Origin of the sequence: Pseudomonas sp. NFACC13-1, from assembly GCF_900104425.1 — a bacterium.
Taxonomy (GTDB): Bacteria; Pseudomonadota; Gammaproteobacteria; order Pseudomonadales; family Pseudomonadaceae; genus Aquipseudomonas; species Aquipseudomonas fluorescens_AA.
The window spans coordinates 121,606-139,980 of record NZ_FMXV01000001.1 but is presented as its reverse complement, the minus strand read 5'-3'; the positions used below and the strand labels follow the sequence as shown (position 1 = coordinate 139,980).

15 protein-coding genes and 1 pseudogene are annotated in these 18,375 nt (G+C 61.5%); 4 read left to right on the top strand and 12 right to left on the bottom strand.

Going from position 1 to position 18,375, the window contains the following annotated elements; genetic code table 11:
* Nucleotides 1–63 precede the first annotated feature (63 nt).
* The 3 genes and pseudogenes from maiA to hmgA all read right to left on the bottom strand — a co-directional run bounded on the left by maiA (nucleotide 64) and on the right by hmgA (nucleotide 3,323).
* The gene (maiA, locus tag BLQ55_RS00660; protein WP_092251827.1) at nucleotides 64–702 is read right to left on the bottom strand and encodes a maleylacetoacetate isomerase; all 639 of its coding nucleotides are present in this window, start codon (nucleotides 700–702) and stop codon (nucleotides 64–66) included.
* Nucleotides 698–2,016 (bottom strand): annotated as a pseudogene (fahA, locus tag BLQ55_RS00655) (fumarylacetoacetase); the annotation flags it as partial. The gene maiA and the pseudogene fahA, both read right to left, overlap by 5 nt.
* A gap of 2 nt (nucleotides 2,017–2,018) precedes the next feature.
* The gene (hmgA, locus tag BLQ55_RS00650) at nucleotides 2,019–3,323 is read right to left on the bottom strand and encodes a homogentisate 1,2-dioxygenase (RefSeq protein WP_092202597.1); all 1,305 of its coding nucleotides are present in this window, start codon (nucleotides 3,321–3,323) and stop codon (nucleotides 2,019–2,021) included.
* Nucleotides 3,324–3,475: 152 nt separating this feature from the next.
* Here hmgA and BLQ55_RS00645 point away from each other — a divergent pair, with 152 nt between their 5' ends.
* Complete coding sequence (locus tag BLQ55_RS00645) at nucleotides 3,476–4,297, top strand: IclR family transcriptional regulator (RefSeq protein WP_092251823.1); 822 nt, start codon at nucleotides 3,476–3,478, stop codon at nucleotides 4,295–4,297.
* Here the strand turns inward: BLQ55_RS00645 and BLQ55_RS00640 are convergent.
* From BLQ55_RS00640 to BLQ55_RS00605, 8 genes are all read right to left on the bottom strand, one after another.
* Nucleotides 4,262–4,963, bottom strand: coding sequence for a hypothetical protein (locus BLQ55_RS00640; protein WP_092251821.1), 702 nt, complete (start codon nucleotides 4,961–4,963; stop codon nucleotides 4,262–4,264). The genes BLQ55_RS00645 and BLQ55_RS00640 overlap by 36 nt on opposite strands.
* A gap of 198 nt (nucleotides 4,964–5,161) precedes the next feature.
* Nucleotides 5,162–7,711 (bottom strand): helix-turn-helix transcriptional regulator, encoded by a 2,550-nt coding sequence (locus tag BLQ55_RS00635; protein WP_092251819.1) that lies wholly within the window; start codon nucleotides 7,709–7,711, stop codon nucleotides 5,162–5,164.
* Between the two features lie 201 nt (nucleotides 7,712–7,912).
* Nucleotides 7,913–9,280, bottom strand: a complete 1,368-nt coding sequence (locus tag BLQ55_RS00630) for a DUF1329 domain-containing protein (protein WP_092202589.1) — start codon at nucleotides 9,278–9,280, stop codon at nucleotides 7,913–7,915.
* Nucleotides 9,281–9,302: 22 nt separating this feature from the next.
* On the bottom strand, nucleotides 9,303–11,096 hold the full coding sequence (locus tag BLQ55_RS00625; protein ID WP_092251817.1) for a DUF1302 domain-containing protein: 1,794 nt from the start codon (nucleotides 11,094–11,096) through the stop codon (nucleotides 9,303–9,305).
* A 642-nt stretch (nucleotides 11,097–11,738) separates the two neighbouring features.
* On the bottom strand, nucleotides 11,739–12,650 hold the full coding sequence (locus BLQ55_RS00620) for an SDR family oxidoreductase (protein ID WP_092202585.1): 912 nt from the start codon (nucleotides 12,648–12,650) through the stop codon (nucleotides 11,739–11,741).
* 367 nt (nucleotides 12,651–13,017) lie between these two features.
* On the bottom strand, nucleotides 13,018–13,920 hold the full coding sequence (locus tag BLQ55_RS00615; RefSeq protein ID WP_092251815.1) for an alpha/beta fold hydrolase: 903 nt from the start codon (nucleotides 13,918–13,920) through the stop codon (nucleotides 13,018–13,020).
* The gene (locus tag BLQ55_RS00610; RefSeq protein ID WP_092251813.1) at nucleotides 13,920–14,702 is read right to left on the bottom strand and encodes a class II aldolase/adducin family protein; all 783 of its coding nucleotides are present in this window, start codon (nucleotides 14,700–14,702) and stop codon (nucleotides 13,920–13,922) included. Before BLQ55_RS00610 ends, BLQ55_RS00615 begins: the two co-directional genes overlap by 1 nt.
* A gap of 141 nt (nucleotides 14,703–14,843) precedes the next feature.
* Nucleotides 14,844–15,299, bottom strand: coding sequence for a flavodoxin (locus BLQ55_RS00605; RefSeq protein WP_092202579.1), 456 nt, complete (start codon nucleotides 15,297–15,299; stop codon nucleotides 14,844–14,846).
* 155 nt (nucleotides 15,300–15,454) lie between these two features.
* Here BLQ55_RS00605 and BLQ55_RS00600 point away from each other — a divergent pair, with 155 nt between their 5' ends.
* The gene (locus BLQ55_RS00600; protein WP_092202577.1) at nucleotides 15,455–15,928 is read left to right on the top strand and encodes a PAS domain-containing protein; all 474 of its coding nucleotides are present in this window, start codon (nucleotides 15,455–15,457) and stop codon (nucleotides 15,926–15,928) included.
* Nucleotides 15,929–15,981: 53 nt separating this feature from the next.
* Complete coding sequence (locus BLQ55_RS00595) at nucleotides 15,982–16,587, top strand: hypothetical protein (RefSeq protein WP_072409419.1); 606 nt, start codon at nucleotides 15,982–15,984, stop codon at nucleotides 16,585–16,587.
* Here BLQ55_RS00595 and BLQ55_RS00590 read toward each other — a convergent pair.
* Nucleotides 16,584–17,540, bottom strand: a complete 957-nt coding sequence (locus BLQ55_RS00590; protein WP_092251811.1) for a MerR family transcriptional regulator — start codon at nucleotides 17,538–17,540, stop codon at nucleotides 16,584–16,586. The genes BLQ55_RS00595 and BLQ55_RS00590 overlap by 4 nt on opposite strands.
* Nucleotides 17,541–17,759: 219 nt before the next feature.
* Here BLQ55_RS00590 and BLQ55_RS00585 point away from each other — a divergent pair, with 219 nt between their 5' ends.
* Complete coding sequence (locus BLQ55_RS00585) at nucleotides 17,760–18,329, top strand: antibiotic biosynthesis monooxygenase (RefSeq protein ID WP_092251809.1); 570 nt, start codon at nucleotides 17,760–17,762, stop codon at nucleotides 18,327–18,329.
* The last annotated feature ends 46 nt before the right edge of the window (nucleotides 18,330–18,375 follow it).

The following is an 18,375-nucleotide window of genomic DNA, read 5'->3' as shown; positions in this document are numbered from 1 at the left end:
TTGACCGAATCAAATGTGGGAGCGAGCTTGCTCGCGATGGCGATGCAACGGCCTACATCAATATCAAGCCGGAGTATCCGGCTGCTTCGCCGGATGCGCCTGCTGGAACGCGGCATGCCCAGCCGCCAATGCCGCCACGCGACGAATCCGTGGATACGCTTGCAAAGACACATTGAACCGCTCGGCGGCGTACAACTGCGGGATCAAGAACACATCCGCCAACCCCGGCGCGGTACCGAAGCAATAACCCTCGTCGCCAATCAACTGCTCCACCGCCACCAGGCCCTGGCTGATCCAATGCCCGATCCACTGCGTCACCTGCGCTTCATCGTGGCCCCACTGCCGCAGCTGGTTGAGCACGCTGACGTTGTGCAGGGGATGAATGTCGCAACCGATCAATGCGGCCACCCCCCGCTCGTGGGCACGCACCGCCAGGTCGGCGCTGAGCAGCGGCACCTGGGGATAACGCTCCTCCAGGTATTCGATGATGGCCGGCGATTGCACCAGCAACGCGCCCTCATCGGTACGCAGCGCCGGCACCCGGCCCTGGGGGTTGATCGCCAGGTAGGCCGGCTGGCGATGCTCGCCCCCGGGCGCAGCGATCAGGTTGACGGGCAAGGCCTCGTAATCCAGGCCCTTGAGCGCCAACGCAATGCGCACCCGATAGGACGAGGTGGAGCGGTAGTAGGTATAGAGTTCCATGCGCTCCCCTCAACGCGCCGGCAGGATCTTGCCCCGGCACTCGCCGAAACCGATGGAGGCGACCCCCTCGCGGCGGCAACGGGCCCGCAAAATGATTTCGTCACCGTCCTCGAGGAATCGGCGCACTTCGCCAGACGCCAGTTCGATCGGTTTCTTACCGCCTTCGGTGATTTCCAGCAGGCTGCCGAATTGATGGTTTTCAGGCCCCGACAAGGTGCCCGAGCCAAACAGGTCGCCGGCCTGCAACTGGCAGCCGTTGACGCTGTGGTGCGCGACCAGTTGCGCCACGGTCCAGTACATGTACCGGGTGTTGCTCAGCGCCAGGCGCTGGGCCGGCAGGTTCTGCTCGACCATGGCCTCGGTCAGCAACAGGACTTCCAGCTCGATGTCGAAGGCACCGCCAGCCTGGTCACGCGTGTCCAGCAGATACGGCAGCGGTTGCGGATCGCCTTGCGGACGCGCCGGTTGCGGGCCGCGGAACGGTTCCAGGGCCTCGGCCGTGACCACCCACGGCGAAATGCTGGTCAGGAAACTCTTCGACAGAAACGGCCCCAGGGGCTGGTATTCCCAGGCCTGGATATCCCGGGCCGACCAATCGTTGAGCAGGCAGAACCCGCCAATGTGCTCGGCGGCATCGCCAATGGGGATCGGTTCGCCCAGCGCATTGCCCTTGCCGATCCAGATACCCAGTTCCAGCTCATAGTCCAGCCGCGCACATGGGCCGAAGGTCGGCTCGGTCTGGCCGGCCGGCAGGGTCTGGCCCTTGGGACGGCGCACGTCAGTGCCGGACGGGCGAATGGTCGAAGCGCGGCCGTGGTAACCGATGGGCACGTATTTGTAGTTGGGCAGCAATGGATTGTCGGGGCGAAACAGCTTGCCGACATTCTGCGCGTGCTCGATACCCACGTAGAAATCGGTGTAGTCGTTGATCCTGGCCGGCAGGTGCATCTGGCAGTCGGCGGCGAGCAGCAGCAGCTTCGCCTCCAGCGCTTCGACCTTGCCGCGCAACGGACTGTCTTCGCGCAACAGTTCCAGCAGTCGTTCACGCAGGGCAACCCGGGCGCTGCGGCCCAGGTCGAAAAACCCATTCAACTGGCCGCCGGCCATGGCTTCGACGGCTTGTTGCGCCGCGCCATCAAACAAGCCCGCTTGCAGCGCCACCTGCAGATCGAAAATCCGCTCGCCAATCGCCACGCCGCAGCGCAAGGCACCGCCATCGACGCTGAAGACACCCAATGGCAGGTTCTGCAACGGGAAGTCGGCGTGGCCGTTGGCACTGGCGACCCAGCTACGGACAGGGGAACGTTGAGTCATGGTTATCTCCGGGTCGGGTCGAACGTGACAGGCAGCGAGGCCCAACAAGCATCGTAGTCGGTTTGCAGTTGCGGGCAGTCCAGGGCGAAACGGCTTGGGCGCAAGACCTGGCTGGTCTCGAACATGAAGGCCATGGTGTTGTCGATTTTCGCCGGCTGAAGATCGGCGTTGATCGCCTTGGTACAGGTCTCGCCGTCCGGGCCATGGGCGCTCATGCAACTGTGCAGGGACGTACCGCCCGGCAGGAAACCTTCGGCCTTGGCATCGTAGGCGCCCTGGATCAGGCCCATGAATTCGTTCATCAGGTTGCGGTGGAACCACGGCGGACGGAAGGTGTTTTCCGCCACCATCCAGCGGGGCGGGAAAATCACGAAGTCGAGATTGGCCAAGCCGTGGACGCTGGTGGGCGAGGTCAGCACGGTGAAAATCGACGGATCCGGGTGATCGAAGCTGACCGTGCCAATCGTGTTGAAGCGGCGCAGGTCATATTTGTACGGCACGTTGTTGCCGTGCCAGGCCACCACGTCAAGAGGCGAATGATCCAGCTCGCAGCCCCACAACTCACCGAGGAATTTCTGCACCAGGGTGGTCGGTCGAGCGAGGTTCTCGTAATGGGCGACCGGCGTCAGGAAATCCCGCGGGTTCGCCAGGCCGTTGCTGCCGATGGGCCCCAGGTCCGGCAGGCGCAGCGGCGCGCCATGGTTTTCGGCGAGGTAACCCCGGGCCTGCGGGTCGAGCAGTTCAACGCGAAATTTCAGGCCCCGGGGCAGCACGGCGATTTCCAGCGGGGCCAGTTCCAGTACGCCCAGTTCGGTGGCGATCCGCAGCCGTCCCAGTTGCGGCACGATCAACCACTCACCGTCGGCATTGAAAAACACCCGCTCCATGGAGCGGTTGGCCCGGTAGTGATAAAGGCTGACGCCGGCTGGCTTGTCCGCGCCGGCATTGGCCGCCATGCACACCAGCCCGTCGAGGAAATCGGTGGGCTCGGCGGGAATGTCCAGCGGGTTCCAGCGCAGGCGATTGGGCGTGACCTCACCCAGCGGGCCACCCGCCAATTGCCGTTCGAGCCTGGTGAAGGCCGGGTGATTGGCCGACGGCCGGATGCGATACATCCAGGTACGCCGCGCTTCGCTGCGGGCCATGGTGAACGCCGTGCCAGAGAACAACTCGGCGTAGAGGCCGTACGGGGCTTTCTGCGGGGAGTTCTGACCGATGGGCAAGGCGCCGGGCAAGGCTTCGCTGGCAAATTCGTTGCCAAAGCCTGACTGGTAAGCCAGGTCCGACGCTGTGGAATCGAGGTTCATGGAGCCTCCTGGGACTGCGGCCTGTCACTCAACGGAGTGGTTGAGGCGCACCGGGTTATTTTTATCGTAATTCAATTACGCATAACGTAATTTGCTCGACGGCGACCGTCAAGCTATAAAGACGCCCATTCGCCTCTGGACCCTGCGCCTCCATGGAAACCCCGCTCAGCAACGGTAAACAGAAAGTCCGCTCGGCCGAAGTCGGCACCGACATTCTCAAGGCCCTGGCCGAACTCTCCCCCTCCACGTCACTGTCGCGCCTGGCCGAGCACGTGCAGATGCCGGCGAGCAAAGTCCATCGCTACTTGCAGGCCTTGATCGCCAGCGGGTTCGCCGAGCAGAACGCCGCCACCAACCACTACGGCCTGGGCCGTGAAGCCCTGCGCGTGGGCCTGGCCGCGTTGAACGGCATGGACGTGCTGCAAGTGGCCGCCCTGCCCCTGGCCGAGTTGCGCGATGACTTGAACGAAACCTGCTTCCTGGCGGTGTGGGGCAACCATGGCGCGACCGTGGTGCGTATCGAACCCGCCGTGCGGGCCGTGACCGTGGTGACGCAACTGGGCTCGGTGTTGCCGCTGCTCAGTTCGTCCACGGGGCTGGTGTTCAGCGCTTATCTGCCAGCGCGCGAGACGATCGGCCTGCGCGAGCAGGAAGTGCAAGGCACCGAGCACCATGCCCTGGCCGATGATCGCGCCTATGCCAGCCTGTGCGAGCAGATTCGCAGCCGTGGCCTGCACCATGTGCATGGCTTGCTGATGCCGGGCGTGGACGCCTTGTCCGCCCCGGTCTTCAATGCGGTCGGCGAGGTCAAGGCAGTGATGACCGTGGTCGGTCCGACCTCGTTGTTCCACGCCGACGAAAATGGCCCGGCGGCGCAACGACTGTTGGCGGCGACCCGGGCCGTGAGTTGGCGGATGGGGTATGAGGCGAATCCAGGATCAGCCCAGGAAATCCGGGACAATCCGGATCAGTAGATCATTGAGATGCGGGGGGATCAGTTGCGGATGGAGGTGGCGCTCTTCGCTGCTGAAGCCGACGGTATAAATGCCTTGCTGGCTGCCCTTCGAATGGAAGGGAATCACATCGTTCTTGAAATGGCCCAGTAGATACTCAACCAGCCTCTCGGAAGACAACACCATGCGCCTGCCGGGGCCATGGTCAATAAAACTGGTCACGTACACGCCCTCCGGATAGATGTTGGGCGCATGCATTTTCAAGGCACCGTGCACATCCTCGGCGGTCAATGGCCTGAGGGGGCGCGGGGATAAATCGATTGCAGGTTTCTCCATCAAACTTGCAACGACGTCCATGACGATTTTTTCGAATGCGATCAAGTCCAGCGTCTTTATCCGATCTTCGGCAGCAAAGGAATAACGCCTGCTGAATACATTACTGATTCCTTGCGTATAGGTTGGCAGGCTTTGCTTTTCAACCCAGGCCAGCGTTTCCTCGAACAACGTTCGAGAAGTTCCCGTTTCGAGCTTGGGGAAGTCCATCAACGTGTTCACATAGGCCGTGAATGGGTTGACGTCCAATGGCTCCAGGTAATGATCCAATAGAACCTGCACGGCAAAATCCACGCGCGTGTTTTTCAGTGCTTGAAGTCTTTCGGAGTGAGAAGAAAACAACGGGGTATTCATAAGACATCCTTGTCATTTCATAGGCTCGAACTTCCTGCTCGAGCCGTTATGGGGTATGCGCCTGATGCAACAACACGGCATCCGGTCAACTGAAGCGGCAACTTGAGACTTGAACTTCAGCCAGGCCGTTATACACAGGCCAGCGCCCGACTGTAAAAAGGCAAGTGTAAGCGTGCGTGAAGCTTCGACTCATTGCAGCTAACCCATCACCCCCATGCCCTTGGCTTTTGCCACCGCCTGGGTACGTCGCTGCACACCCAACTTGCTGTGGATGCGACGCGCATGGGTTTTCACCGTGTGCAACGAGATGAACAACTGTTCGGCAATCTGTTGGTTTGAATGCCCTTGGGCAATCAGCTCCAGGACCTCCAGCTCGCGATGACTGAGCAACGTCTCTTCGGCGGTGACGGGCGACTCGGCCTGTTCTGCCGATTGCCCCCAGCGCAACAACTCGGGCTGGCGCAAGCGCAGTTCGCACAACGCTTGCTGGGCCCGCCAGCACGTGACTCGCTTGAGCCCCTCTTGCAGCAGTGACCGGGCCTGGGCACGATCGCCGGACAACCAGACGACCTCCGTCAGCACCAGGTGCAGTTCGGTTTCCAGGCTGTGCATCTCACCGTGCTGCGCCTGGGCGATCATGGCCTGCAGGCGCGCCTGCGGCGCCTGCGCCCGCTGCAAGTAGACCTCGGCCAGCACCAGCAGGTATTCAAGTCGCGCAATCAGTTCCAGGGTCGCGGGAGGCGCGTGCTTGGCCTGGGGTCCGCGAAAATGCCGCAAGACGCGGGTCAAGGCTTCATGGGCCAGTTCCGCCCGCCCCTGTTGCAACCAGAACTGGCAGCTGGTTTGCAACAACACGCCACGGTAAACGGTGTCCGGAATGTGCCGCTGCTGCATGATCCGCTCGGCATCGCGCAGGTGCATGAAGGCCTCGCCGTAGTCGCCCTGGTTGGCAGCCAGGCAGGCCTTGCCGAGAAAGCCATAGAGCACCTGTTTGTCCTGGCTGTGCAGGCCCGCTTCCAAGCCCGTTTGAAAGTGCTCGGCGGCCCGTTCCTCAAACCCCATGCGCAACGCCAGGCGCCCGCGCCGCAAGGCAATCCGTCCCAGCAACGCCGAAAAGTCCTGGCCCGGTTTATCCAACAGTGCCTGGACGGCGACCAGCAAATGATCGGCACGATGCGGTGCGCCGCGTTGCTCCAGAACCTGGGCGTGATCCAGTTCCAGCAATCCTTCAAAGACCAGCGAACCCTGCGCACGCGCCAGGCATAACGCCTGGCGGTTGATCCATTGCGCCGAGGCCAGGTCGCCAGCCAGCAGCGCCTGCTGCGTCAGCCCCCCCAGGCACAGCACCCGTTGGGACCAGGCTTCGGGCTCCAGGCTGGCCTGGGCCTGGAGAAAATGTTCACGCGCCGGTTCGCCATCGCCCGAGAGGTGCAGCAACCAGCCGCGCAAGACCAGCCACCTGGCCAGCACCTGTCGCTGCCGACAGGCCGAAGGCTGCGGCAGGAACCTGGCCAGTTGCTCGATGCACGTCGACGCCTCATCGAAGCGTCCGGCGAACAACAGCGCGGCGGTGACCAGCCCCACCGACTGCGGCGTATCAAGGGTCAGCGCTTCGCCTTGTTGATCGTGCAAGCTCAGCAACAGCACCACGTTACGGCGTTGCAAGACGTGCTCGAAATTCAAATGCTGCAAGAAACTGACGGCGGTCTCGAACTCCTCGGCCAACATGGCTTGCTCGAACGCCATTTGCCAGTCCTGCTCGGCGGCAAACCACTGGCAGGCCCGTCGATGCCAGGAGCGCCCCTGGGACCAGGGCTCTTCACGCACCAACCGGCCCAGGGCCGGGAAGATCTGCAACCAATCCGAGGTCTGCTCCCACGGCTCGATGAAGCACCCCAGCTCCAGCAACAGCGGCAGGCATTGGGCGCCCACCGTGTCGCCGAACAAGTGCTCGCACAGCCGGGCATTGAACCGCGGCAGATGCGCCAGCACACGCCAGGCCTGTGCCAGGTCCGGGGTCAGCGTGCTGAACAGTTCGTACTCCAGGTAGTCGAGCAAGGTCCTCGGCCGCCCCGGTGTCGCATGACTGCGCGCCCATTCGCAGCGCTCGAGCAGGGTGATGCGCACCCCGGCACACCAGCCACCATTGCGCTGAATCACCTCGCGAGCCGCGCGGGCAGCCTGGGGGCCAGGCAGATGGCGAAGCAGTGGCTGGACATCATCAGGGGTGAAGAACAACGCCTGCGGATCAAACTCGTGCAGTTCGTCATCGAGCAACAGCCGCGGCCAGTTGCAGTGGGGGCGGCGGCGACCATTCAACCACAGGTGCAATGCCGGGCTGCAGGTGTTCAACAAACGGTCGAGCAACTGGTCCAGCTCGGGGTTCGGCACCCGGCAATAGTCGTCCAGGAATAACCAGGTGGGTGTTTGCAAACGTGCCAAGTGGGCCAACAAACCCGTTTCATCCAGCACCGGCAGCCCGAGGGTCTGCGCCAGGCGCTCGCACATTTGCACCGCGCTCAACGCCGCGCCTCCCAAGGGCAACCAATGCAGCCGACAGTCGCTGGGCGCTTGCAGGAAACACTCGGCGAACAACGCACTCTTGCCACTGCCCGCCGGCGCGCAGAGCAGTTTGACCCGCGCCTCGGAAGCCAGCAGCGGCTCGCTCAGGGACCGCCGCGGCAGATGTGTCGAGGACAGGCGAGGCAGCAATCCTGGACGGTCCGGACACGGAGTCATGGCGGTCATGTGGGTGATCCTGTTTATTGTTATCTCACCACCCTAGTCCTGTGTCGCCGACCTTTGGAGAAGTATTCAGCGCGCTGATTGTCACCCATAAAAAAACGACCGGCAGGAGCGCTGCCGGTCGATCATGATTATCAAGTCAGGCGCAACCTTGCTCCCACAGATAAATCCACTCGCTACCGTTCTCTTTCCAACAGTCAGACCTTACCGAACCCCGGTCGAGCGCAGCGCCGCCGGCGTGTAGTCGGCTGCCCGGGCTTCGAAGCCGTACTCGTAGCTGTGTTTCTCTTCGTTCTTCATCCCCAGCGCGATGTAGCGGCCGGCGATGATGTCGTAGAGCGCCTCCAGGGTGTAGCCCGGGTTCTGATGGTCGTAGTAGAACTGGGCATGACCCTCGGCCACCCGCCACAGCTGACCGCGACCGTCGTAGTGGTCCACCAGCGCGGCCTGCCAGCTGTCTTCGTCGAAGTACATGTGGCGTTTGGCGTAGATGTGCCGCTCGCTGGGCTTGACCGTCCCGACCACTTCCCAGACCCGATGCAGCTCATAGCGGGTCAGGTCCTGGTTGATGTGGCCGGCCTTGATCACGTCGTCGTACTTGAGGCTGGGCGAGTCGAGCTTGTAGCTGTTGTACGGGATGTACATTTCCTTCTTGCCGATCAGTTTCCAGTCGTAGCGGTCCGGCGCGCCGGAAAACAGGTCGAAGTTGTCGGAGGTGCGCAACCCGTCGGCGGCGGTGCCCGGGCCATCGTAGGCCACTTGCGGGGCACGACGCACACGGCGCTGGCCGGCGTTGTAGATCCAGGCCAGGCGTGGCTCCTTCACTTGGTCCAGGGTTTCGTGCACCAACAGCACATTACCGGCCAGGCGTGCCGGGGCGGTAACCTCCTGCTTGAAATAGGTCAGCACGTTACTGGCCTTTTCCGGGTCGGCATCCTTGATCAGGAACGGCACGGCGATTTCTTCTTCGAAGCGGATCGGCGTGAAGCTGCCATTGGTCTGTGGCGTGGCCTGGGTAATGATGCGTCGCAGGTTGCCGCCGTGATAACGGGTGATGTGGTTCCATATGACTTCCACGCCGTTCTTGGGGATCGGGAAGGCGTAGTAGCGGTTGCCGGTGAAGTTGGACAAGCCGTTACCGTCGTTGATGGACGCCACGTTGAGGGCGCTGCGCTTGGCCGACTCGTAGATTTCCGGCGGTAGGGAAACGCTGCGATGGGTCGGGTAGACCGGGATCTTGTAGGTCTCCGGGTAGCGCTTGAACATCGCCACCTGCCCTTCGGACAGCTTGTCCTTGTACTTGTCCACCGTCGCGGCGGTGATGGTGAACAGTGGTTTTTCATTGGCGAACGGATCCGCCAAAAAACCCTTGCTGTCCACGGCCCCGGCGTTTTTCGCAATGCCGCCGGTCCAGGCCGGGATCGAGCCATCGGCGTTACCCGCCTTTTCCGCACCGATGGGGGTGAGGCTGGTGCCCAGTTTGTTCGCTTCCTCCGGCGAAACCGCCGCCATCACGTTCGCCGCCAGCAGGCTCAAGGCCAGGGCACCGCATTGCAGGATCATCTTGCGCATTGGGTTTTCCTTGTCAGCCAGATCAGAAGTTCACGCCGAAGCTCAGCGCGAGGAAATCGCGGTCTTCGAGAACGTTGTAATCGCCGCCAAAAAAGTCGGTGTAGCTCAAGCTGGCGGTGTAGGTGTTGCGGTAATCGGCATCGACACCAACGCTGATGGCCTTGGCGCCTTCGTTGAACAGACCGTTGGGACCATAGCCGGCCACGTCGTGGGACCAGGACATGTTGGGCTTGAAGTTCACCCCGCCGATCACGTTGGAGTAATCGAGGATCGCCCGGGCGCGATAGCCCCAGGACGTCGAGGTGACGAAACCATCGGTGTCGCCCTGGAAGCCGTATTGGCCATAGACCGAGTCACGGCCATAACGCAGCTTATCCTTGGACTCCAGGCCACCGACGTGCACCACCGCCGCTTCGCCAACCAGCGTCAGGCGATCAGCCCCCAGCACCTGATCGAAGAAGTGCGTCAGGGTGCTCTGGACCTGGGTCACTTCCTTGCGCCGGTAACCGGTGTTGTCGGCACCCGGTGCGGTCGCGATAGGCGATGCCGCGCCACCGGCAATCGGGTTGACCAGGGCCAGGGTCAGGTCGTTGGTATTGACCTGCACCGGTGCGTTGGGACGGTAGCTGATTTCCCCGGTCCAGGCGGTGCCGGTGGGCAACGTCGTGGAGAAACTGGCGCCGTACAGGCGGATGTCTTCCGGGTATTCAAGGTAGTACCCACCACGACCCAGCATCACGCTTTGCGCCAGACCCGCACCGCTGCCAGGGGCCAGGCCGTTGGCGATCGCGACCATTCCCGGCAACGCCGCCAGCGTCGAAAGCCCCGCCGTGGTGGTCCCGACGGTAGGCGTACGGCTGTGGTAATTCATGAAGTACAGGCCATACTCGGTGTCATCGCCGAGCCAGCGCAACGCCGTGCCCCACTGGCCGGAGTCGCGGGCGTCGCGGTCGCCGCCACGGGGAATGATCACCCCTTCCCTGGACACCTGGATCTCCTGGCCGAATGCCTGGGTCAAGGGCACGAACGGCGCAATCGCCGGACTGCCCACGGTGTAGCCACTGGTGCAACCATCGGCCACCACGTCGTTGCCGAAGAACGTGCCGCAGTTATCCACCACGGTCTGATCCCACTCCAACTGGTAGAAACCTTCGATGGTGAGCTTGTCGGTCAGACCCTGGGAGGCGAACAGCATGTTCACCGGGATCAGGCCTTCCTTGATCTCCGCACCGGGGCGACGGAACGCGGACACGTCCACCGGGTTGATGCTGTTGATGGAGTTGCCGATGAAGGTGCTTTCCCCCCAGCTGACCACCTGCTTGCCGGCGCGCACGGTGCCTGGCAAATCGGCGATGGAATAGTTGTGATAGACGAAGGCATCGAGAATCTGTGCCCCCGAGGACTTGGCGCCTTCCTTGCGATTGCTGTCGCTGATGTCCTTGAACTCGCGGCCCTCATCCTTGAGCTCGAAGTCGTACCAGTACTTGCCACGCACGAACACACCGGTATCGCCGTACTTGAGTTCGAGGTCGTGCAGGCCCTTGAAGATTTTGGAAAAGGTCTCGCCTTTCTTGAAATTCAGCCGTCCGTCATCACCGGTGGAGGATTGGCCCCGCCCGCCGTTGACCGTGCCGACCAGGTCTTTGTCGGCATCGCGCATGCCCCAGCTCGCGCCCACGGACAGCGACGAATCGAACTGACCCTCGATCTCGCCAATGTTGAATGAAACGGCCTGCGCCTGGGCAGAGCAACCCAAGGCCACCGCGACGGCCAGCGCCTGCGGCTTGAAGATGGCGCGCATTGTTATTGTTGTCATGCGTCTTCCCCGGTGAGTGACAGAGGCTTCACCCTACTGCCGCACGCCATGGGCGATAAGCGCACCAAGGAGGTATTCGCGCTGTACCTCAAAAGGATTACAGCCCCTGCGGGACGGGCGTTTGCGCGCCCCATGGACGGACTGGATGATGGGCCATCAGCGCCACGCATATTCCTGCCCCGCCTGCGACTGTTACGCGCCCTGCAACGGTGCATGTCCGGATCCGGGCTGTTTCCCGCCGGGCTCGTTCCCTATGCTGGCCGGGCTTGTAGGGCAACGGGCCTGCAGGCGCAAGTCGCCACGGCATCCTTCCCGCCTGGCGCACCGTCATTCGGATGGATTGGCGCATCGGTCCATCATCCCGTGTTTATCGACGTTGGTTTGTAGCTCCTTTGCAACGTCACGCTTAGGCCGCTGCTTTTTGCAGCGGCCTTTTTTATGTGCAGTGATTTCTGAGTTAAAACGTCGTGTTTCCTACGTTGCTGTAGGAAAGCCAGCCGCGCGCTTAATCTGGATGTTGAGCCGTACGGAATAGGTCTGTGCCCTATCGAGACCACCGCGAACCTGGCGGCCCGGGTGAACAAAGAATTGTCCATGAGCACGCTTGCCACGCCTGGCGGCAAGCGGCACGGGCGGTGAGGTTTAGATAGCGTGCCGTTGCAGATTCGCCATCATCTCTTTCAAGGCTTCGAGATTGTCGTTCGGGTGCACCGCATCCTCGAAGTCGCAGATCTGCTGCCAATGGGCGGCGACGTCTTCGGGCGAAAAGCCTTTGCGCGGGTCGAAGCCCGCACCCAGGCTGCGCTCCCAGCGCACCTTGCCCATCCAGCCGCCGCCCACTTCGAACAAGCCGGAGGTTTCCTGGCAGGCCTCACTCGCCAGGTACACCACCAGCGGGCTGACGAGTTCGGGCTTGAGTTGTTCGAACACCTGCGGCGGGATCAGGCCTTCGGTCATGCGGGTGCCGCCGGTGGGGGCGATGGCATTGACCAGGATGTTGTTCTTGCGGCCTTCGATGGCCAGGGTTCGGGTCAGGCCATAAAGGCCGAGCTTGGCCATGCCGTAGTTGGATTGGCCGAAGTTACCGTAGATGCCCGAGGTGGACGCGGTGAAGATCACCCGCCCGTAATTTTGCTCACGCAGGTGCGGCCATGCGGCCCGGGTCACCTTGTAGGCACCCTCGACGTGGACGCGGTAGACCAGGTCCCAATCGGCGTCGTCCATTTTGTGAAACGTCTTGTCCCGCAGGATCCCGGCATTGTTGACCACCACGTCGACGCGACCGAACGCATCGAGCGCGTTTTGTACCAGCTTGTCGCCATCGGTGACCGAGTCGTGGTTGGCCTCGGCAATGCCGCCCGCCTCGCGGATTTCGGCGACCACCCGATCCGCTGCCGAGGCATTGGCCCCTTCCCCTTGCGCCGAGCCGCCGAGATCGTTGACCAGCACTTTCGCGCCTTGCCTGGCGAACAGCAACGCATGGGCGCGTCCCAGGCCACCGCCGGCTCCCGTGACGATCACGACTTTATCTTCGAAGCGCACAGACTCACTCATGGCAGAACTCCAGCAGGCGGACAGGACAATGACCCCGAGTGTCCGGCACCTGTCGGCCGGTCACAATCAACACGATTGCCAGTGAATGGTGGCCGATAAGGCGGGGGGATGATGCAGGCCCGAGCCACGGCGGCGCATTCGACTTTCCGGCTGGCAGGAGGAGGACCTGCTATCGCGAGCAAGCTCGCTCCCACAAGGGATTTTTATGCCCACACATTCCGTATTCACAATCGACCCACTGTGGGAGCGAGCTCGCTCGCGATAGCGGTCTTTCAGTCAAAAAAGATGTCGGGTGTACTGGCGCCATCGCGAGCAGGCTCGCTCCCACACAAGCTCGCTTCCACAGGTCTGCTGCAGTGCCAAGTCGTCAGGTACAGGCCATTTGTCTGCGCGGCGCGGCGGTGGCTTCGCGAAACGCCAGGTAATGCTTGAGCACCTGCACCGGTGCCTCGGTGTGCGGGTAATGACCGATGTCGGGCAACAACACCGTGTCCGGGTTCGGGATCAGCGCCTCGTAGCGTGCCACCATGTGTTCACCGGAAATCGGATCGACCGCGCCGTCGATCACCCGCAACGGCACTTCGCCGCGCTGCATCGCCAGCACCCAGCGATCACGCTGCACACGACGTTCGGGAATATAGCCGATGAGTTTGTGCATGATCCGCGGACCATGATGAGCCTCCACCAGGCTCCAGAAGTCATCCAGCTCGCTTTCGGTAGGGGCGGTCCCGGGGCCGAAAATCTGCCGAAAGTTGCAGGCCAGGCTTTCCCGGGAGAACATCCGCCCCAGCAGCCAGCCCAGGGGGCTCAACAAGAGTTTCTGGGCCCATACCGGGCGGTGGGTTTCGGGGAACAGGCCGCCATTGAGAAAGACACAACTCTCAAGGTGGATGCGTGCTTCGTAATGCCGAGCGAGCAGTTCCTGGGCCACGCTGTCACCGTAATCGTGGGCCAAAACATGCACCGCCCCCTTCACATTCAGGTGCGCCAGCAAGGCCTGCTGCAGATCGGCTTGCTCCAGCAGGCTGTAGACGTGATCCATCGGTTTGGCGGAATCGCCGAAACCGAGCATGTCGCACGCGATCACCCGGTAGCGTTGCGCCAAGGGTTGCCATAGGTAATGCCAGTCCCAACTGGCGGTGGGGAAACCATGGATCAACAGCAGCGGCTCGCCCTGGCCCGCCACCCAATAACGGATGGCTTGGCCACGGAACAGAAAAGTCTGGCTGCGCTGGCGCCAAATACGCAGGGGAATCTGGGCCAGGGGCATCAGCTTCTATACCCGGTGTCTTGTTGATCGAGCTTGCGCAGCAACGCTGGCCAGGCCAACGCGCCGCCCATGCCTTGGGCGCTTTTGGTCACCCCGGCGATCATCGCCCGGGCGCCGGCCAGAATCTGCGGCTCGATGGCAATCAATTCAGCCCCGCCGTTCTGGGCCAGGACCTGGATGTCACAGGCTCGTTGAAAGGTGAACATCATCAGGAAGGTATCGGCGATGGTGCCGCCGCATGTCAGCAAGCCATGGTTGTGCAGCATCAGGAAATTGCGTTCGCCCAGGTCGGCCTGCAGGCGCGCCTTTTCTTCGTGATTCAAGGCCACCCCTTCGTAAGCGTGATAGGCCAGGCTCGACAGCACGAACAGTGCTTGCTGGCTGATTGGCAACACGCCTTGCTTCTGCGCCGATACCGCGACACCGGCGGCGGTGTGGGTGTGCAGCACACAAGCCACGTCATGGCGCACCTCATGCACCGCGCTGTGGATGGTGTAGCCGGCCGGATTGATCTCGTAGGGGCTGTCCATCAACTTGTTGCCGGCCTGGTCAACCTTGACCAGGCTCGAGGCGGTGACTTCATGGAACATCAACCCGAACGGGTTGATCAAAAAATCCTCGGTGCCGGGGACCTTCGCGGAAATATGGGTGAAGATCAGGTCATCCCAGCCATGCAGCGCGACAAGCCGATAACAGGCGGCAAGGTCCACACGGGTTTGCCATTCGGCCGCACTGACCTGTTCCTTGATATTGAGTGTCGTTTGGACGGGCGCTACGCTCACGGCTCTGACCTCTGGTTTCTTGTTATAGGAGTCTTGTCATCAAAACGTCGTACGCAAGAAAATTCAGTCTAGTCAGGTCTTCCGGGGGCGGTAGTTGCATTGGCAGCCAGCTTACTGGCCAAACGAGTCAGTGCATCCGCTTCAAGACCGCAACGTCTCGATCAACTCAGCCAGCCACGGCTCGGCGTCTGTTTCCGGCGTGACGCTTTCGCTGGCATCCAGACGCAGCATCGGCAGCAACTCGCGAACGCCCAGTTCGGCGAACAGTTCGCACATCTGCTCGCCGCCGGCGCAGAAGGTATCCCCGTAGCTGGCGTCGCCCAGGCCAATCACCGCGCCGGGCAAGCCGCGAAAGAACCCTGGCAATTGATCGCGGATGGTCGAATACAACGGCATCAGACTGTCTGGCAGCTCGCCCATGCCGGTCGTAGAAGTCACCGCCAGCACGGCTTCTGGCGCGAATGCCTGGACATCCGCCAGGGTCGCACGAGGGTCGTGCCAGGCGTCGAAGCCCGCGTCGCGAAGCAGTTTGGCGGCGTGCCGGGCGACTTCTTCGGCGGTGCCATACACTGAGCCGGAAAGAATGGCGACTTTCATCAATCTGATCCTGATCCTGAAAAAAGAGCCGGGATAGTAACAGTTGCACCCACAAGGCTGCGAATGGCTCTCAACGGCAGTAATGGCCAGTAGACAGCCTTTCGATTTCTTCTAAAATACTGATCAACACGGATGTTCAAAAAGGGCTCTTTCCAATGATCAACGCTCAACTGATGCAATTGGTCATCAATGCTTCCAACGACGGGATTGTCATCGCCGAAAAAGAAGGCGAAGACAATATCCTGATCTACGTAAACCCGGCCTTCGAGCGCCTGACCGGCTATCACCGTGACGAAATCCTTTACCAGGATTGCCGGTTCCTGCAGTCGGGTGATCGGGACCAACCGTCCCTGGAGCCGATTCGCCAGGCCTTGCGGGAGGGCGGCGCCTGTCGAGAGGTGCTGCGCAATTACCGCAAGGACGGCACGCCGTTCTGGAATGAGCTGTCGTTGTCCACGGTAAAAAACCAGGCTGACGGGTATACCTATTTCGTCGGTGTGCAAAAAGACGTGACAACCCAGGTCAAGGCTCAACAACGCGTCGCCCAGCTGGAAAAGGAACTGGCCGAAGCCCGGGAAACGATTGCCCGGCTTGAAGCGACGAACGGTGCAAACAAAACCGCGAATTAATGGTCAGTCACTACAATCACCAGTGAAAATGTAATTCTCATTTCGAGCCGACCATGCAGCGCGATGCCCTCCTGACGCAGGATGAACTGGATTTCATCCGGACGATGCAACATAACCCGCAGTTGAATGAGCGGGATGTCACGTCGAGCCTGCTGGTCAACGGTGGGTCACAGATCCGTGACTTGTTGACGCGCCTGGCGGCGAATGAGCAGGTCACCCTGCAAGCCAATTTCGAAAACCAGCAAATGACGTTTCCATTGCACCTGGTGGAAGACGAATTCCATGCGATGCACCTGCGCCTGGGTGTGCCGAGCATCTACGAAGACGGACCGAAAATACGCCCGTGGCGCCTGACGCTCGACGAGCCGGTGGCGCTGGAAAATATCAAGGGCCAGCCGGGACCGCTCTGGGTTCACGAAGTGTCCTGCAAGGGCGTGTTGCTGGAAAACCGTAGCCGGACCAAGCCACCGAAGCAGTTTGCCTTGTGGTTCAGCCCCTCAGGCTACGAAAGAATTTCGTTGCGTGGCGGCTTCGAACGGGAAACCGATCGAGGTTTGCTGGCCTATCACCTGAACCAGAATGACCAGGACGAGACCGAGCGACTGCGCCAGTACATCCTGCAGCAACATCGCCTGACCCATCCCTCCATGCATCTCTAGGTGTCGAGGCTGCCTGCCAGAAATTGACGCAGGCGCTGGCGCATCACTATTCCTTCGTTACCCAGGCAACCGATCGACGAGCCAGCCAGGCTTTCCTGCACCAGATCGGATGCCTCACCGGCCAGCATCAACGGACAATCCAGGCTCATCGCCAATTTGCCCAGGCGCTTGGGCAAGTCCGGGACCGGCGCATGATTGGAAACCAGCACCAAGGCCAGCGGCTGGATCTTCTGGCACACCAAGGTCAGTTCGTTGAATGGCACGCCGATCGACAGCGCCCTGATGCCCACGTCCGCGCTGGACAGGAACAGCGCCGTAACCAGCAATTCCAGCTCACGGCACTGGCCGGCCAGCGCACAGACCAGGACCCGCGGCGACTCGCCTTCGCGCTTGAACAAAAGCCGCTGGATGATGCGCGAACGCAGGAACCCGTCGAAAAACACCCATTCACTGATTTGCCCGAACTCTGGCTGGCGATACAGCATTTGTCGCCAAAGCGGCATCAGGATGTCCTGGAATACGACCGGCACGGTGTAGGTGGAAAAGACCTGCCCGTAGACGCGATCCAGTTCCACATCGTCAAAGTTGCCAACCGCGTCCGCCACCTGTTGCTGCCACCGGGCGTGATCAGCCTTGACCAGGTCGGATGAAAGCAGCGTGGAGACCGGTTGCACCGCTGCGGTCTTGGCCAGGATCTTGCCCACTTTGCTGACAGCCACACCGCGCTCGATCCACGCCAGGATGCTGCGAACCTTTTCGATATCGCTCAACGAGTACAGGCGATGCCCACTTTCGGTGCGGGTGGGCTGGATCAAACCATAGCGCCGCTCCCATGCGCGCAGGGTCACGGGGTTCACGCCGGTCACGCGCGCGACTTCGCGAATGGGGAACAGGTCTTCCCTTTTCAAGGCTGATGCCTGGAAAATAAAGCTATCCTCTGTGATTTCGCTCATGTTGGCGGGCAATTCCGACTGGGAAATTGGATCCTATCTTCTCCTCCAAGCCACGTCATGACAAGGACAACGTATTCAAGTATGCGGTTTTGTTGTTTTACCCGCCATCGGGAATAATCCTTGCCTGTTTTTTGGCGACCAGACGCAGCCCACCACCCCGGGGGCGTCCCCCGCAAACCTCCTATCCGGAGCGTTGCGCCTGTCTTACGGAGATGCATAATGTCGACCTCCCCCGTCACGTTAATGGTGGCCCGCCGCGTCGCCAATGGACGCTATCAGGATCTGATTGCCTGGTTGCGCGAAGGCGAACAATTGGCCACCGACTTCCCTGGTTACCTGGGTTCCGGCGTGCTCGCGCCACCGCCCCAGGACGATGAATTCCAGATCATTTTCCGTTTTGCCGACGAGCAGACACTGCACGCCTGGGAACACTCCGCCTCGCGCACGGCCTGGCTGGGACGCGGCAGCGATCTGTTTGCCCATCCCTCCGAACATCGGGTGCGTGGCATCGATGGCTGGTTCGGCTCGGTCGGCCAGCGTCCGCCACGCTGGAAACAGGCCGTGGCCATCTGGCTTGCGTTCTTTCCCGTGTCGCTGTTGTTCAATTTCCTGCTGGGACCGCTGCTGGGCGAACTGGGCCTGTTGAGCCGCGTGCTCATCAGCACCGTCATCCTGACACCGCTGATGGTCTACCTGTTTATCCCGATGTCGACCCATCTGCTGGCGAACTGGCTCAACGGCGCGCCGCAGCGGGCGTTGCCGGCCAAGCCGTCCACACAGAATCATTGAGCTGACCAGCCACATAATCTGCATTCGACAGTGATCCTTGTGGGAG

Bases quoted from the DNA above. Each gene is read 5' to 3' on its own strand.
- BLQ55_RS00625 (WP_092251817.1), bottom strand. From the start codon at position 11,096: ATGACAACAATAACAATGCGCGCCATCTTCAAGCCGCAGGCGCTGGCC.
- BLQ55_RS00620 (WP_092202585.1), bottom strand. From the start codon at position 12,650: ATGAGTGAGTCTGTGCGCTTCGAAGATAAAGTCGTGATCGTCACGGGA.
- BLQ55_RS00585 (WP_092251809.1), top strand. From the start codon at position 17,760: ATGTCGACCTCCCCCGTCACGTTAATGGTGGCCCGCCGCGTCGCCAAT.
- BLQ55_RS00615 (WP_092251815.1), bottom strand. From the start codon at position 13,920: ATGCCCCTGGCCCAGATTCCCCTGCGTATTTGGCGCCAGCGCAGCCAG.
- BLQ55_RS00640 (WP_092251821.1), bottom strand. From the start codon at position 4,963: ATGAATACCCCGTTGTTTTCTTCTCACTCCGAAAGACTTCAAGCACTG.
- BLQ55_RS00635 (WP_092251819.1), bottom strand. From the start codon at position 7,711: ATGACCGCCATGACTCCGTGTCCGGACCGTCCAGGATTGCTGCCTCGC.
- BLQ55_RS00590 (WP_092251811.1), bottom strand. From the start codon at position 17,540: ATGAGCGAAATCACAGAGGATAGCTTTATTTTCCAGGCATCAGCCTTG.
- hmgA (WP_092202597.1), bottom strand. From the start codon at position 3,323: ATGAACCTCGATTCCACAGCGTCGGACCTGGCTTACCAGTCAGGCTTT.
- BLQ55_RS00645 (WP_092251823.1), top strand. From the start codon at position 3,476: ATGGAAACCCCGCTCAGCAACGGTAAACAGAAAGTCCGCTCGGCCGAA.
- BLQ55_RS00595 (WP_072409419.1), top strand. From the start codon at position 15,982: ATGCAGCGCGATGCCCTCCTGACGCAGGATGAACTGGATTTCATCCGG.
- BLQ55_RS00605 (WP_092202579.1), bottom strand. From the start codon at position 15,299: ATGAAAGTCGCCATTCTTTCCGGCTCAGTGTATGGCACCGCCGAAGAA.
- BLQ55_RS00630 (WP_092202589.1), bottom strand. From the start codon at position 9,280: ATGCGCAAGATGATCCTGCAATGCGGTGCCCTGGCCTTGAGCCTGCTG.
- maiA (WP_092251827.1), bottom strand. From the start codon at position 702: ATGGAACTCTATACCTACTACCGCTCCACCTCGTCCTATCGGGTGCGC.
- BLQ55_RS00600 (WP_092202577.1), top strand. From the start codon at position 15,455: ATGATCAACGCTCAACTGATGCAATTGGTCATCAATGCTTCCAACGAC.